The organism is Burkholderia sp. Ap-955, from assembly GCF_011753045.1.
Classification (GTDB): Bacteria; Pseudomonadota; Gammaproteobacteria; order Burkholderiales; family Burkholderiaceae; genus Burkholderia; species Burkholderia lata_D.
Genome location: NZ_VWWH01000141.1, coordinates 1 through 12068 on the forward strand (window position 1 = coordinate 1; position 12068 = coordinate 12068).

The following is a 12068-nucleotide window of genomic DNA, read 5'->3' on the forward strand; positions in this document are numbered from 1 at the left end:
GCTCGATCCACGATCACGACCAGGCGCTCGATTACGCGCGCCGCCTGAAGATCGCCGCCGATGCGCTGAAGGACGACCTGCTGATCACGATGCGCGTCTACTTCGAGAAGCCGCGCACGACGGTCGGGCCGCCGCCCGCGCCGCGCCGGGTCAGCGCGCGCACGCGCGCCTCGAGCTCGTTGAGCGCGAACGGCTTGGCCATGTAGTCGTCGGCGCCGAGGTCGAGCCCCTTCACGCGCTCGTCGACGCTGTCGGCGGCCGTCAGGATCAGCACGGGGAGATTGGAATTGCGGGCGCGCAGGCGCTTGAGCACGTCGAGCCCGGGCATTTTCGGGAGCCCGAGATCGAGGATCAGCAGGTCGAATGTCTGCATCGACAGCGCGGTATCGGCGTCGACACCGGTCTTCACGTGGTCGACCGCATAGCCCGATTGGCGGAGTGACCGGGTGAGGCCGTCCGCGAGTATGCTGTCGTCTTCCGCGATGAGAATTCGCATGGTGCTGACCGATGGCCGGCGGGGCGTTCGCGCCGGCCGGCTGTCTCCGAAGTTATTCGTGTACAACGCTCTGCATTGCGGGCTTGCACAAAACACTGTTTTTTTATACAGTGTCTGCATTCGTGGGCAGCGCTTGAAAGTGGCGCGCCTCTAACAGACGCTGCTCATCATAGCAAAGGACGATTCATGGAAGATAGCAAGAAGGGCTCCGGGATGACCGCCGAGAAGAGCAAGGCGCTGGCCGCCGCGCTTGCCCAGATCGAAAAGCAGTTCGGCAAGGGCTCGATCATGCGCATGGGCGACGGCGAGGCGGCCGAGAACATCCAGGTCGTGTCCACGGGCTCGCTCGGTCTCGATATCGCGCTCGGCGTCGGCGGCCTGCCGCGCGGCCGGGTGGTCGAAATCTACGGCCCGGAATCGTCCGGTAAAACCACGCTCACGCTGCAGGTCATCGCCGAACTGCAGAAGATCGGCGGCACCGCAGCCTTCATCGACGCCGAGCACGCGCTCGACGTCCAGTACGCGTCGAAGCTCGGCGTGAACGTGCCGGAGCTGCTGATCTCGCAGCCGGACACCGGCGAGCAGGCACTTGAAATCACCGACGCGCTGGTGCGCTCGGGCTCGATCGACATGATCGTCATCGACTCGGTCGCGGCGCTCGTGCCGAAGGCCGAAATCGAAGGCGAGATGGGCGATTCGCTGCCGGGTCTGCAGGCCCGCCTGATGTCGCAGGCGCTGCGCAAGCTGACCGGCACGATCAAGCGCACGAACTGCCTGGTGATCTTCATCAACCAGATCCGGATGAAGATCGGCGTGATGTTCGGCAACCCGGAAACCACGACGGGCGGCAACGCGCTGAAATTCTACTCGTCGGTGCGTCTCGACATCCGCCGGATCGGCTCGATCAAGAAGAATGACGAGGTGATCGGCAACGAAACCCGCGTGAAGGTCGTCAAGAACAAGGTGTCGCCGCCGTTCCGCGAAGCGATCTTCGACATCCTGTATGGCGAAGGCATTTCGCGCCAGGGCGAGATCATCGATCTCGGCGTGCAGGCGAAGATCGTCGACAAGGCCGGCGCCTGGTACAGCTACAACGGCGAGAAGATCGGCCAGGGCAAGGACAACGCGCGTGAATTCCTGCGCGAGAATCCGGAAATCGCACGCGAGATCGAGAACCGCATTCGCGAATCGCTTGGCGTGGTCGCCATGCCCGATGGTGCAGGCCAGGACGAAGCCGAGGCGATGGACGAAGAAGAGTGATGGTCGGGCGCCGAGGTCAGGCTGGCGAGCCGGAGGAGAGCGACGTGCCCGAAACGGCGGGTCGCTCCGGCCGGCGAACCGGATCCTCGGGCGCCGATCGGCGGGGCGCAGGCAGCGATGCCGCGAATCGCACCGCGACGAGGGCATCCGACGATGCCCTCGTTTCGTTTGAGATTGCCGCACCGGACGATCCGTTCGACGACGATGAATCGTTCGACGCGCACGACCGCTCCCGCCGTCGTGTTTCCGGTGTCAGCTTCCCGGGCGATCGCGCAGCCGATGCATCGGCGCCGGCCAGGGAGGATGTTTATACGCGCAGCAGTCAGCATCCGCGCCGCACACGTCGCGCGCCGGGTGCTTCTTCCGGCACGTCATCAGGTGACGCCCCGGGCGCTACCGAGCGCAAGTCATCGAAGCCTCAGCGATCGCTGAAGGGCCGCGCGCTCGGCTATCTATCCCGCCGTGAATACAGTCGCACGGAACTCGCGCGCAAGCTCGCGCCCTACGTCGGCGAAGACGAATCCGTCGAGCCGGTGCTCGATGCGCTGGAACAGGAAGGCTGGCTGTCCGATGCGCGCTTTGCCGAGAGTCTCGTGCATCGTCGCGCGTCGCGTGTCGGCGTCGCACGCATCGTCAGCGAGCTGAAGCGTCATGCGGTGGGCGACACGCTCGTCGAGGAGGTGAATGCCCAACTCCGCGAGACCGAATGGGCGCGTGCGCAGGCGGTCTGGCGCAAGAAATTCGGTGCACTGCCGCAAACGCCGGCCGAGCGTGCGAAGCAGGCGCGTTTTCTCGCCGCGCGCGGCTTCTCGAGTGCGACCATCGTGAAGTTGCTGAAGGTCGGCGACGATTTCCTGGTCGACGACTGACCGCGCTGATCGCGCGCGTGGCGCGCGATTTTGCTGCAACGCAACCGCTTCCGGACAGGCGGGAATACCCGCCGTCGCGTCCACCTGTCTCAAATACCCAATATGCTAAAATCCATGGGTTTTCCTCTTCGGCCTCAACCTCCAGCATGCCGCTATCCGAGCCCGTGCCCCGTCAGTTGCGACATCAACGCGCAATCCGAGCGGAAGCTTACGAGCGCGGCGACGGCTTGTGGGACATCGAAGCCTGCCTGACCGACCACAAGCCGCGCGATGTCGCGCTTGCGTCGGGCATCCGGCCCCAGGGCCTGCCGATCCACGAACTCTGGCTGCGCGTGACTATCGATCGTGACCTCAATGTCGTCGACGCCGAAGCGTCTTCGGAATGGGTTCCCTATCCCGGTCACTGTCAATCCGCCACTCCCGCCTATCGGGCCCTCATCGGGCTCAATCTCTTCCGCAATTTCCGCCGCAACGCGAACCGGCTGCTCGCCGGCGTCGCAGGCTGCTCCCATCTCACCGAACTGTGCGCCGTGCTGCCGACGGCAGCGATCCAGGCGTTCGCCGGTGACGTGTGGAACGTGCGCGAGGAGGGGGGCGAAGGGTCGGACCATGACGGCGTGCACGACGAAGCGCCTTTCCAGCTCGGCCGCTGCCGGGCGTTGCGGTTCGACGGCGAGGTCGTGCGGCAGTACTACCCGCGCTGGTATGGCGCGAGCGGGCCGGACGTGCCCGGTGAAGGCAGCACGAAGGAATGAACGGAAATCATTCGAAGAAGCGTCTAAAGCGACTTTTCATCCAACTCTCAGACTGAAGGGAATCACGCATGAAGATTCACGAGTACCAGGGTAAGGAAATCCTGCGGAAATTCGGAGTCGCGGTACCGCGCGGCAAGCCGGCGTTCTCGGTTGACGAGGCCGTCAAGGTGGCAGAAGAGCTCGGCGGCCCGGTATGGGTCGTGAAGGCTCAGATTCACGCAGGTGGCCGTGGCAAGGGCGGCGGCGTGAAGGTGGCGAAGTCGATCGAACAGGTCCGCGAATACGCGAACCAGATCCTCGGCATGCAGCTCGTCACGCACCAGACCGGTCCGGAAGGCCAGAAGGTCAACCGCCTGATGGTCGAAGAAGGCGCCGACATCAAGCAGGAGCTGTATGTCAGCCTCGTCGTCGATCGCGTGACGCAAAAGATCGTTCTGATGGGTTCGAGCGAAGGCGGCATGGACATCGAGGAAGTCGCCGAAAAGCACCCGGAACTGATCCACAAGGTCATCGTCGAGCCGTCGACGGGCCTGCTCGACGCGCAAGCCGACGACCTCGCCGCGAAGATCGGCGTGCCGGCTGCTTCGATTCCGCAAGCACGCGCGATCCTGCAAGGCCTGTACAAGGCATTCTGGGAAACCGACGCATCGCTGGCTGAAATCAACCCGCTGAACGTCTCCAGCGACGGCAAGGTCATCGCACTCGACGCGAAGTTCAACTTCGACTCGAACGCGCTGTTCCGCCACCCGGAAATCGTCGCGTACCGCGACCTGGACGAAGAAGATCCGGCTGAAATCGAAGCGTCGAAGTTCGACCTCGCGTACATCTCGCTCGACGGCAACATCGGCTGTCTCGTGAACGGCGCAGGCCTGGCAATGGCGACGATGGACACCATCAAGCTGTTCGGCGGCGAGCCGGCGAACTTCCTGGACGTCGGCGGTGGCGCGACGACCGAGAAGGTTACCGAAGCGTTCAAGCTGATGCTGAAGAACCCGGACCTGAAGGCGATCCTCGTGAACATCTTCGGCGGCATCATGCGCTGCGACGTGATCGCGGAAGGCGTGATCGCCGGTTCGAAGGCCGTGAACCTGAACGTGCCGCTCGTCGTGCGCATGAAGGGCACGAACGAGGACCTCGGCAAGAAGATGCTGGCCGATTCGGGCCTGCCGATCATCTCGGCGGACAGCATGGAAGAAGCTGCGCAGAAGGTCGTCGCGGCAGCCGCAGGCAAGTAAGCGCGCGCTAATGAACACGCATGGCGGCGCGGTTCATACGCGACGCCAATCGAACAGAGGTCAAAATACATGTCGATTCTGATCAACAAGGACACGAAGGTCATCACGCAGGGCATTACCGGCAAAACCGGTCAGTTCCATACGCGCGCCTGCCGTGAATACGCAAACGGCCGCGAAGCATTCGTCGCGGGCGTGAACCCGAAGAAGGCCGGCGAAGACTTCGAAGGCATTCCGATCTACGCAAGCGTCAAGGAAGCGAAGGCAGAAACCGGCGCGACCGTGTCGGTCATCTACGTTCCGCCGGCAGGCGCAGCGGCTGCGATCTGGGAAGCGGTCGAAGCCGACCTGGATCTCGCGATCTGCATCACGGAAGGCATTCCCGTGCGCGACATGATCGAAGTGAAGGACCGCATGCGTCGCGAAGGCCGCAAGACGCTGCTGCTCGGGCCGAACTGCCCGGGCACGATCACGCCGGACGAACTGAAGATCGGCATCATGCCGGGTCACATCCACCGCAAGGGCCGCATCGGCGTCGTGTCGCGTTCGGGCACGCTGACGTATGAAGCGGTTGCGCAGCTGACGGCACTCGGCCTCGGCCAGTCGTCGGCAGTCGGTATCGGCGGCGACCCGATCAACGGTCTGAAGCACATCGACGTGATGAAGATGTTCAACGACGATCCGGATACGGACGCAGTCGTGATGATCGGCGAAATCGGTGGTCCGGACGAAGCCAATGCGGCAGAGTGGATCAAGGACAACATGAAGAAGCCGGTGGTCGGCTTCATCGCTGGCGTCACGGCGCCTCCGGGCAAGCGCATGGGCCACGCCGGCGCGCTGATCTCGGGCGGTGCGGATACGGCCGAAGCGAAGCTGGAAATCATGGAAGCGTGCGGCATCACCGTCACGCGCAACCCGTCGGAAATGGGCCGTCTGCTGAAGAAGGCGCTGTAATATTTCCACCTGGGTTCGTCCTGCAGAAAACGCCGGCTTTGCCGGCGTTTTTTGTTATGCTCGCGCAATGAATTCGTAAGCACCGGGCATGCATCGCGCATGTGCCGGCAATGAACCGGGTCGCCCGCCGGCGGCCGCCGTCCTGCCCGTCACGCCATGCTCGAATTCCTCACGTCGCTCCACTGGGGCGCCGTTCTCCAGATCGTCATCATCGATATCCTGCTCGGCGGCGACAACGCCGTCGTGATCGCGCTCGCATGCCGCAACCTGCCCGCGAACCAGCGGCTGCGCGGCGTCATCTGGGGCACCGCGGGGGCGATCCTGCTGCGTGTCGCGCTGATCACGTTCGCGGTCGCCATGCTCGACATGCCGTTCCTGAAGCTCGGTGGCGGGTTGTTGCTGCTGTGGATCGGCATCAAGCTGATGGCGCCGGTCGAGGGCGCGCACGACGACGTCAAGCCGGCCAGCCGGCTGTGGGACGCCGTGAAGACGATCGTGATTGCCGATGCGGTGATGAGCCTCGACAACGTGATCGCGATCGCGGGCGCGGCCGAACAGGCCGACCCGTCGCACCGGATCGCGCTCGTGATCTTCGGGCTCGTCGTCAGCGTGCCGATCATCGTGTGGGGCAGCACGCTGGTGCTGAAGCTGCTCGACCGTTTCCCGATCTTCGTGGCATTCGGCGCGGGCCTGCTCGGCTGGATCGCGGGCGGGCTGATCGTGAATGACCCGGTCGGCGACCGCTGGCCGGTGCTCGATACGCCGGAGGTCCTCTACGGCGCGAGCATCGCGGGCGCGCTGTTTGTCGTGGCGATCGGTTACACGCTCAGGAAGCGCCGCGACGTACCACACGCGCACTGACATTGGCCGTCCGGCCGACTGCCGGATTCACGGCCCGCTGGCTACGATCGAGACGCCTGCCTTTATCGGCAGGCGTTTTTCGTTTCCGGAGCCTGCCATGTTCGAAGCCTTTTCCGTTTCCCTGTTCCGTCGCGTCGCCGCCGATCTGCGGCGCGCGAACCGGCCGTCGCCGCGCTGGCGGCCGGCCGGCTTCACGCTGATCGAACTGATGATCGTGCTGGCGATCGTCGGTGTGATCGCGGCCTATGCGATTCCCGCGTACCAGGATTACCTCGCGCGCTCGCGCGTCGGCGAAGGGCTCGCGCTTGCGTCGTCCGCGCGGCTCGCCGTTGCAGACAACGCCGCAAGCGGCGCGAGCCTCGACGGCGGCTACAGCCCGCCGGCCGCGACCCGCAACGTCGAATCGGTTGTGATCGATGGCGAGACCGGCCAGATCACGGTCGCGTTCACCACGCGCGTCGCCGCGGCCGGCACCAATACGCTGGTGCTCGTGCCGTCCGCGCCCGACAAGGCCGACGCGCCCACCGCACGCGTGCCGCTCAAAAAGGGCGCGATGCAGGCCGGCGCGATCGCGTGGGAGTGCTTCGCCGCCGGCAAGGGGGCGTCATCACTGCCCGCGCCGGGGGCCGGGCCACTGCCGGGCGAAGCGGCGACGCTGCCCGCGAAATATGCGCCGGCGGAGTGCCGCGCGTAGCGCCGGTGGCGGAGCAGGGCGGCGCGGGCGGCATGCCGGCCGCCGCTTCAGCCGGCCGAAGCCTTCGCACCGCGTCGGGTCGTGGCGCGAAGGCTCCGCACAGAGGGGGGAAAGTTTTGTATAGTGCGCCGGTTGCTGACATCCGGTTCGCTCATGCCTTCTACTTTTTCCCGTTCGTTGCCGCTCGTTGCGCTGGCTGTCGCCCTGATCGTGCCGTACGCGATCACGAATCACACGTATCCGATCCCGACCTTCTATTCCGAGTTTTCCGCGCTGGTGCTGTATCTGCTGGTGGGGGTGTCCGTCGTGCTGCTCGCGCGCACGGGCCGCCCGGCCGAGCCGTTTGCGGCGCCGGCCGCGTTCGTCGCGCCGCTTGGGTTCGCCGTGGTGCTCATCGCGCAGGTGGCGCTGATCCCGCTCAAGGTGCCGTCGATGAACTGGCTGGCGGTCGGCTATCTCGCCGCCGCGCTGGTCGCGATGCAGGCCGGCTATGCGCTCGCGCGCGACGGGCTGGCCGAGGCCGTGTCGCGGATGATGGCCGGCGCGCTGCTCATCGGCGGCGTGTTCGCGGTCGGAACGCAGATCGTGCAGTTGTTCCACCTCGAGTCGGCGCTGTCGCCGTTCGTCGTGGTGTACAACATCGCGGTCGATCGCCGTCCGTACGGCAACATGGCGCAGGCGAACCATCTGGCCAGCTACATCGCGTTCGCGCTCGCGGGCGCGCTGTATCTCGTGCAGACGCGCCGGCTCGCGGTATGGGCATGGCTCGCGCTGTCGATCGTGCTGTCCGTCGGTCTGGCGCTGACGGTGTCACGCGGGCCGTGGCTGCAGGTCGCGGTGATGGTCGTCGCGGGCTTCTGGATGGCGTGGCTCGAATCGCGCCGCGCGCCGGGCAATGCGCGTGCGTGGGCGATTCCGGTCGTGCTCGCGGTGGCGTTCATCGCGGTGAACGTCGCGGTGCGCTGGGCGAACGTCCACTATCACCTGGGTCTCGCGGAATCCGCGGCCGACCGGATGCGTGACGCGGGGCAGATCGCGCCGCGCCTCGCGCTGTGGAAGTACGGGCTCGCGATGTTCCGCGAACATCCGCTGCTCGGTGTCGGCTGGGGCGAATTCCCGTCGCACCAGTTCGCGCTCGTGCGCTCGCTCGGCGGCGTCGAGATCGCGAACAACTCGCACGACATCTTCATCGACCTGCTCGCGAAATCCGGCCTCGTCGGCCTGGGCGTGCTCGTCGTCGCGCTCGTGACGTGGTTCGTGCGTGCGGTGCGCGCGCCGCAGTCGAGCATGCGCGTGTTCGGCTTCGCGCTGATCGGCATCCTGCTGATGCACGCGCTGGTCGAGTATCCGCAGCAGTACATGTTCTTCCTGTTGCCGGCCATGTTCGTGATCGGGCTGCTCGAGGTGAAGTCGCTGCGCATCCTGCCAGGGCGTGCGGCGTTCGGGCTGTTCGCGGTGCTGTCGGTCGGCGGCGTGCTGGCGGCGGTGCCGGTGCTGCGCGACTACCAGCGCGCGGAAGTGCTGTATTACGGCAGCGATCCGGCTGCGCAGTACCGCGATGCGCCGTCGCTGCTGTTCGGCGCGTGGGGCGAATACGGTGCGGCCACGCTGCTCCCGATTTCGGCGGACGACCTGCCGGCCAAGCTCGCCGCGCATGAGCGCGCGATCGCGCTGTTGCCCGGCGAGACGGTGCTGCGCCGCTATGCGGTGCTGCAGGCGTTGGCCGGCCGCGAGGCCGACGCGCTCGACACCGTCGCGCGCCTGCACGTGTTTGCGAAGGAGTTGAAGGACTGGCCGCAACAACTGGCCGCGCTGTACAAGCTGTGCGATCAGCAGCCGGCGCTGAAGCCGTTCAAGGCGGCGGTCGTCGCGAAATACGGCGAAGTGCCGGCCGATGCGGCCGACGACGAGGACGACGACGATTCGGATTGATGCGCGCAGCACCTGCCGGAACGGGGAATTCCGGCATGTGCCGCGCCGTGACGGAGCAGCGGTGCGCGTCCGGCGTCAGCGCCCGGCGCAACCCGGCGAATCCGGCCGCGCATCGATTACCTCGCGGATTGCATGGATTCCGGCTGAAGACCCGGCGATTCGCGTCAACCATTGTCAAATTGCCGCCGCTCGCCGGGCTGGGCGTGCACAATGCGCGAAAGCGCTAGCGTGCCGACCCGTGTGAGGCGAGGGCAGCGCGAACACAGGCAACACCCCGGCCACCCGGGAAGTCCGCCATGCAGGATCGCGGCCGAGCATCGATCGGCCGTGCGGCCGTAACGGGGCGCCGGTCCGATGGCCGCGGCGCAGTGTGATGCATGCAATGCGGCCGGGCGACGTGTTCCGGTGCGCGGCGCGTGTGTCCGGAACAGTGCTCAAGAACGATATTCGACCATGGCTATTCGCTCGACCTACCTGATCCTGCCCGCCGTCGCGATGCTGTTTTCCGGCTGCGCGATGCTGTCGTCGTCGCAGGAAAGCAAGCTGACCTGTCACATTCCACGCGCCGTCTATCCGGATACTGCGAAGCCGCTCACGCGCCCGGCGACCGTGCTCGTGCGCGCGCTGATGACGACGTCCGGCGAAGCGCAGAACGTCACCGTGACGACGAGCAGCCGCAATGCGGCGGCCGACCGCGCGGCCGTCGACGCGATGACGCACGCGAGCTGCGTGCAGACGGGCGCGACCGCGAACCCGTTCCTGCTGACCCAACCGTTCGTGTTCGAGCCGCAGCGCGGCCAGTGATGCGTGAGGGGGGCTGCCCGCACACGGGTTGTCGTCCGGTTTCGTTCCCTGTTGGCCACTTCGTGGTGCACGGCCGCCGACTGTCGACGCATGCGGTCGCTACGGCCGACGATGCCCCGGTGAATGGCTGATGTTGCCGTGGGTGCTTAACCCGCCGGATCCTCCGCCTTCCAGTCCCCCGACTTCCCGCCGCGCTTCTCGCGCACGCTCACATCGGTGATCACCATCCCGCGATCGACGGCCTTGCACATGTCGTAGACGGTCAGCAGCCCGACCTGCACGGCGGTCAGCGCTTCCATCTCGACGCCGGTGCGCCCGAACGTCTCGACCTGCGCGACGCAGTGGACGCCCGGCAGCGCGTCGTCGAGTTCGAACTCGACGGCCACGCGCGTCAGCGCGAGCGGATGGCACAGCGGGATCAGGTCGGCCGTGCGCTTGGCGCCTTGGATGGCCGCGATGCGCGCGACGCCGAGCACGTCGCCTTTCTTGGCCTTGCCGTCGCGGATCAGCGCGAATGTGGCCGGCAGCATCCGGATCGTGCCGCGCGCGATCGCGATGCGTTGGGTTTCCTGCTTGCCGCCGACGTCGACCATGTGCGCATGGCCGGCGGCGTCGAAATGGGTGAGTCCTGACATGTCTTCCTCTAGTGGAACGGCGTGCGCGAGCACGTCCCGCGATCGCGCATCGCGATTGGCCGGGGCATCGAATCTCGTCTCTGCGCCCCGATCCGATCCAACGGTTCAACGGGCGCCTATCATAGCAGTGGCATTCGCGGCGCCGGGTATGCAGATGGCGCCGATGCCGCACGGGACAGTCACGTTGCCGCCGGTACAATGACCCGAATATTCAGACCAAACGCCGCGATGCGCGCCCGGCGCGCGGGACGGCGTCGTTTTCATCCTGCCATGCGTGTCAAACAGTTGCTTGCCGTGTCGCTGTCGGTGGCGCTCGCATTGCCGCCGAGCGGCCATGCGCAGAGCGCGTCCGCGCCGCCGCTCGAATCGGCGGCCGGCGGCGCGCGGTCGATTTCCACCGTGCCGTCCGGCATCGCGGCCGGCGTGTTCGGCACGTACGGCGGCGCGGAGAGCCGGTTTTCGGATACGGGTGGCGCGTCCGCGCCCGCCGCGAGCCTGCGTGCGCCGCTGCGCTCGCTGGAACTGCCCGACCTGGGCGACGGTTCCGGCGGTTCGCTGACGCCGCAGGCCGAGCGCCGGCTCGGCGAGCGCGTGATGCGCGAAGTGCGGCGCGATCCCGACTATCTCGACGACTGGCTCGTGCGCGACTACCTGAACGCGATGGCGGCGCGGCTCGCGGCCGCGGCGGCCGCGCGCTTCATCGGCGGCTACACGCCGGACTTCGACCTGTTCCCCGTGCGCGATCCGCAGATCAACGCGTTCTCGATGCCGGGCGGCTTCATCGGGATCAACAGCGGGCTCGTCGTCACGACACAGACGGAGTCGGAACTCGCATCGGTGGTCGGCCACGAGATGGGGCACGTGCTGCAGCGGCACATCGCGCGGATGATCGGTGCGAACGAGAAGACCGGCTATACGGCGCTCGCGACGATGCTGCTCGGCGTGCTGGCCGGCGTGCTCGCGAGAAGCGGCGACCTCGGCAGCGCGATCGCGGTGGGCGGGCAGGCGTATGCGGTGGACAACCAGCTGCGCTTCTCGCGTTCGGCCGAGCGCGAGGCCGATCGCGTCGGCTTCCAGCTGCTCGTGGGCGCGGGCTACGACCCGTACGGGATGCCGGGCTTCTTCGAGCGGCTCGACCGCGCGTCGATGGGCGATGCGGGCGTGCCGGCGTACGCGCGCACGCACCCGCTGACCGGCGAGCGGATCGCCGACATGGAGGATCGCGCGCGCCGCGCGCCGTACCGGCAGCCGCGCCAGTCGCCCGAATACGGGTTCGTGCGTGCGCGGCTGCGCGTCCTGCAGAACCGCGCGCCGACCGACATCGCGGCGGAGGCGCGACGGATGCAGTTCGAGATCGACGATCGCACCGCGCCGAACGTCGCGGCGAACTGGTACGGCATCTCGCTCGCGGATGCGCTGCTCGGCGAATACGACGCGGCCGGCAAGGCGCTCGCGTCGGCACGCAGCGCGTTCGACGCGCGCGAGCGGCGCGAGGACGATCCGGCGACGAGCTCGCCGAGCCTCGACGTCCTGGCCGCCGACATCGCGCGCCGCGCGGGGCGAGCCGACGACGCGG

At 66.8% G+C, this 12068-nt stretch carries 12 protein-coding genes and 1 pseudogene; 11 read left to right on the forward strand and 2 right to left on the reverse strand.

The features are described 5' to 3' along the window. Window positions 1-128, forward strand: a pseudogene (locus F3J15_RS35335) (3-deoxy-7-phosphoheptulonate synthase); the annotation flags it as partial. Here the strand turns inward: F3J15_RS35335 and F3J15_RS35340 are convergent. Then, complete coding sequence (locus F3J15_RS35340; RefSeq protein WP_345891972.1) at window positions 98-616, reverse strand: response regulator; 519 nt, start codon at window positions 614-616, stop codon at window positions 98-100. The pseudogene F3J15_RS35335 and the gene F3J15_RS35340 sit on opposite strands and share 31 nt — an antisense overlap. A gap of 66 nt (window positions 617-682) precedes the next feature. Here F3J15_RS35340 and recA point away from each other — a divergent pair, with 66 nt between their 5' ends. The 9 genes from recA (at window position 683) to F3J15_RS35385 (ending at window position 9857) form a co-directional block, all read left to right on the forward strand. Beyond that, on the forward strand, window positions 683-1756 hold the full coding sequence (gene recA, locus F3J15_RS35345; protein WP_089446337.1) for a recombinase RecA: 1074 nt from the start codon (window positions 683-685) through the stop codon (window positions 1754-1756). Then, a complete protein-coding gene (gene recX / locus F3J15_RS35350) occupies window positions 1756-2625 on the forward strand; it encodes a recombination regulator RecX (protein ID WP_166897122.1) in 870 nt (289 codons plus the stop codon). The genes recA and recX overlap by 1 nt, the downstream gene beginning before the upstream one ends. Window positions 2626-2771: 146 nt before the next feature. Beyond that, a complete protein-coding gene (locus tag F3J15_RS35355; protein ID WP_166897125.1) occupies window positions 2772-3380 on the forward strand; it encodes a DUF2889 domain-containing protein in 609 nt (202 codons plus the stop codon). 68 nt (window positions 3381-3448) lie between these two features. Continuing rightward, entirely contained in the window at window positions 3449-4615 is a 1167-nt protein-coding gene (gene sucC / locus F3J15_RS35360) for an ADP-forming succinate--CoA ligase subunit beta (RefSeq protein WP_011353083.1), read from the forward strand. Between the two features lie 69 nt (window positions 4616-4684). After that, complete coding sequence (gene sucD / locus F3J15_RS35365) at window positions 4685-5566, forward strand: succinate--CoA ligase subunit alpha (protein ID WP_006477916.1); 882 nt, start codon at window positions 4685-4687, stop codon at window positions 5564-5566. 156 nt (window positions 5567-5722) lie between these two features. Then, window positions 5723-6427 (forward strand): TerC family protein, encoded by a 705-nt coding sequence (locus F3J15_RS35370; protein WP_089446334.1) that lies wholly within the window; start codon window positions 5723-5725, stop codon window positions 6425-6427. Between the two features lie 97 nt (window positions 6428-6524). Then, the gene (locus F3J15_RS35375) at window positions 6525-7121 is read left to right on the forward strand and encodes a pilin (protein ID WP_069248768.1); all 597 of its coding nucleotides are present in this window, start codon (window positions 6525-6527) and stop codon (window positions 7119-7121) included. A gap of 153 nt (window positions 7122-7274) precedes the next feature. Beyond that, window positions 7275-9053: a Wzy polymerase domain-containing protein gene (locus F3J15_RS35380; protein WP_089446694.1), complete on the forward strand. Its 1779-nt coding sequence runs from the start codon at window positions 7275-7277 to the stop codon at window positions 9051-9053. A 453-nt stretch (window positions 9054-9506) separates the two neighbouring features. After that, window positions 9507-9857, forward strand: a complete 351-nt coding sequence (locus tag F3J15_RS35385) for a TonB family protein (RefSeq protein ID WP_089446333.1) — start codon at window positions 9507-9509, stop codon at window positions 9855-9857. Between the two features lie 146 nt (window positions 9858-10003). On the opposite strand, the gene moaC is transcribed toward F3J15_RS35385, so the two are convergent. Further along, window positions 10004-10492: a cyclic pyranopterin monophosphate synthase MoaC gene (gene moaC, locus F3J15_RS35390; protein ID WP_166897129.1), complete on the reverse strand. Its 489-nt coding sequence runs from the start codon at window positions 10490-10492 to the stop codon at window positions 10004-10006. 270 nt (window positions 10493-10762) lie between these two features. On the opposite strand from moaC, the gene F3J15_RS35395 reads away from it, so the two are divergent. After that, window positions 10763-12068, forward strand: a 1306-nt coding sequence (locus tag F3J15_RS35395; protein ID WP_166897132.1) for a M48 family metalloprotease, incomplete at its 3' end; no start/stop codon positions are given.

What these genes read in the sequence shown, in the direction of transcription:
- sucD (WP_006477916.1), top strand. Translation starts at nt 4,685, where the DNA reads ATGTCGATTCTGATCAACAAGGACACGAAGGTCATCACGCAGGGCATT.
- moaC (WP_166897129.1), bottom strand. Translation starts at nt 10,492, where the DNA reads ATGTCAGGACTCACCCATTTCGACGCCGCCGGCCATGCGCACATGGTC.
- F3J15_RS35385 (WP_089446333.1), top strand. Translation starts at nt 9,507, where the DNA reads ATGGCTATTCGCTCGACCTACCTGATCCTGCCCGCCGTCGCGATGCTG.
- F3J15_RS35355 (WP_166897125.1), top strand. Translation starts at nt 2,772, where the DNA reads ATGCCGCTATCCGAGCCCGTGCCCCGTCAGTTGCGACATCAACGCGCA.
- F3J15_RS35380 (WP_089446694.1), top strand. Translation starts at nt 7,275, where the DNA reads ATGCCTTCTACTTTTTCCCGTTCGTTGCCGCTCGTTGCGCTGGCTGTC.
- recX (WP_166897122.1), top strand. Translation starts at nt 1,756, where the DNA reads ATGGTCGGGCGCCGAGGTCAGGCTGGCGAGCCGGAGGAGAGCGACGTG.
- sucC (WP_011353083.1), top strand. Translation starts at nt 3,449, where the DNA reads ATGAAGATTCACGAGTACCAGGGTAAGGAAATCCTGCGGAAATTCGGA.
- F3J15_RS35375 (WP_069248768.1), top strand. Translation starts at nt 6,525, where the DNA reads ATGTTCGAAGCCTTTTCCGTTTCCCTGTTCCGTCGCGTCGCCGCCGAT.
- F3J15_RS35370 (WP_089446334.1), top strand. Translation starts at nt 5,723, where the DNA reads ATGCTCGAATTCCTCACGTCGCTCCACTGGGGCGCCGTTCTCCAGATC.
- recA (WP_089446337.1), top strand. Translation starts at nt 683, where the DNA reads ATGGAAGATAGCAAGAAGGGCTCCGGGATGACCGCCGAGAAGAGCAAG.
- F3J15_RS35340 (WP_345891972.1), bottom strand. Translation starts at nt 616, where the DNA reads ATGCAGACACTGTATAAAAAAACAGTGTTTTGTGCAAGCCCGCAATGC.